Below are 2,247 nucleotides of genomic sequence, written 5' to 3'. Positions count from 1 at the left end.
CATAGGTATCTACACATTTATCGTGATACCTGTTATTACTTTGCAGAATGATTTCAACCTATCTGTTGGCGGGATTGACTCTCGCCTTACCCGCCGATATCAGACGCTGGTTAAACAGCATATGACGCCCGCGGCTCTTCTTGCTTCTGCGGTTAAAGACCTCGCAAGTGCTCAAAAATCAACTTTCGCAACTACCCAAGCTGTCTGGCGTTTTCTGAATAATAAGCGAATTAGCTTCAGTCAACTCAATGAGCCAATTATTTCGCTAGCACTTGAGCAAATTTCGCTTAGCCCGCATCCATACGCTCTCGTTGTTCATGATTGGTCACGTTTACAATTTCTTTACCATCATGCCAAATACGGACGCTTAAAAATGACGCACGGTGGCGATGTTGGATATGAACTTCAAAGCAGCTTGCTGGTTGATGCTGGCACGGGTTTGCCAATAGCGCCTCTATCTCAGACACTTACCGATGCAACCGGTTGTCATTCAACGTTGGCGGAAGGACTGTCCGAACGGCAGACACATATGGACGCCTTGACGACCGATATTGCCCGTGTGGAATCGCTTAATATAGGTAAAAAGCTGATTCATATAATTGATAGAGAGGGTGACTCTATTGGACATATGCGGACGTTGAGTACTCAAGGAATATGCTGGCTTATCCGAGGAAAAGAAGGACATGGTGCAGAGTGGCAAGGTAATTCATTGAAAATTGGTGAGATTGCTGCTCTTCTGCCATACAACGGATGCGGACAGGTAGACTGGAAAGGGAAAAAAGCTGATATGGAAATCAGTGAAACCTCGATAGTCATAACCCGAGCTGCGCAGCAGAAGCGTAAAGATAAAGAAACCGGCCGCCGCATAAAAATCCAACCTGGAGAGCCTCTGACGGTCAGATTGGTTGTTGTTCGGCTTACGGATGATCTCGGTAATGTGGTGGGACGCTGGACGCTGCTTACAAACGTTTGCAGCGAGATCACCTGCGAGGAAGTAGCTCGTTGGTATTACTGGCGCTGGAATATTGAATCATTTTTTAAGTTGCTGAAAGGTGCCGGACATGACGTAGAAACATGGCTTCAGCGCAGCGCGCCAGCCGTACTACGCAGGTTGTTAATAGCCAGTATGGCTGCTGTTCTGGTATGGCGGCTGCAACGCGCTGAAGGAGAAGAAAATGCGGCAGCCCGCCAGCTGATATGTCGCTTGTCAGGACGACAGCAAAAGCGAGGCCGCAGAGAGAGCGCTCCTGCTCTGCTCGCTGGCCTATCCATCTTGTTGAATACACTAAAATTATTATCGGAATATAGTCTGGAAGAACTTACTCATTTAGCGAGAGTTGCTCTTAAGCCTCCTCCCTGATGTGTAGATACCTATGCATTAAACGACTGGCGCGTAAAACGATTTGCTTCTCGCGCTCTGTCGAGATCCACGAAAAAGTCATCGGAGCCTTCATCGAAAAACACATGTTCTACTAATTGGAGTCATTACCTAAAGAATTAGCCAATATCAAATTTAATAGCTTTTAATAACGCTTTATGGATTTACAGTCTGGACCACAAGGGATAAATTGGATCGCCTTTTTTAAACATGTCGTGCCGGGAGCTAAGCAGATTTCACATGAATTACCAAAATGATGATTTACGCATTACCGAGATCAACGAATTGCTGCCGCCGGTAGCGTTATTGGAAAAATATCCGGCGACGGACCGCGCAGCCAGTACCGTTTCTGCCGCGCGCTCGGCGATTCACAAGATCCTCAAAGGTAATGATGATCGTCTGCTGGTAGTGGTGGGTCCCTGCTCGATTCACGACCCCGAGGCCGCGCTGGAGTATGCCGGGCGCCTGATGCAATTGCGCGACAGCCTGAGCGGCGAGCTGGAAGTGGTGATGCGGGTCTACTTCGAGAAGCCGCGCACCACCGTCGGCTGGAAGTGAATAACCCCGAGTTTATTAGAGAGTAATTTTGGCAATACTACGCCGCTTCCTCTGATGCTAATTGCAAAGCGTAATAGTTCATTTCGGCTTCAGTAGGAGGGATGTAACCCAGCCGCCCGAGCAGCCTTCTGTTGTTGTACCAGTCCACCCAGTCCACCCAGTCCACCCAGTCCACCCAGTCCACCCAGTCCACCCAGTCCAGCGTGGCCAACTCCACTTCCGTCCGGTTTTTCCAGCTCCCGCGGTGGATAACCTCCGTTTTGTACAACCCGTTGATACTCTCTGCCATCGCATTATCGTAGGAGTCGCCG

1 protein-coding gene and 3 pseudogenes are annotated in these 2,247 nt (G+C 49.0%); 3 read left to right on the top strand and 1 reads right to left on the bottom strand.

Annotated elements, in window-relative coordinates; genetic code table 11:
* From CINSTRO3249_RS15280 to CINSTRO3249_RS15270, 3 genes and pseudogenes are all read left to right on the top strand, one after another.
* On the top strand, positions 1-1,360 hold a 1,360-nt coding region (locus CINSTRO3249_RS15280), incomplete at its 5' end, for a flagellar biosynthesis protein FlhF (RefSeq protein WP_254304262.1).
* 17 nt (positions 1,361-1,377) lie between these two features.
* Positions 1,378-1,476: pseudogene (locus CINSTRO3249_RS15275) on the top strand (IS1 family transposase); the annotation flags it as partial.
* Between the two features lie 142 nt (positions 1,477-1,618).
* Positions 1,619-1,933 (top strand): annotated as a pseudogene (locus CINSTRO3249_RS15270) (3-deoxy-7-phosphoheptulonate synthase); the annotation flags it as partial.
* Positions 1,934-1,973: 40 nt separating this feature from the next.
* Here the strand turns inward: CINSTRO3249_RS15270 and CINSTRO3249_RS15265 are convergent.
* Positions 1,974-2,247: pseudogene (locus CINSTRO3249_RS15265) on the bottom strand (hypothetical protein); the annotation flags it as partial.

It is taken from the genome of Candidatus Sodalis sp. SoCistrobi (assembly GCF_900143145.1).
Taxonomy (GTDB): domain Bacteria; phylum Pseudomonadota; class Gammaproteobacteria; order Enterobacterales; family Enterobacteriaceae; genus SoCistrobi.
Note: the sequence above shows the minus strand (reverse complement) of the source record. Positions and strands in the feature narration are given on the sequence as shown.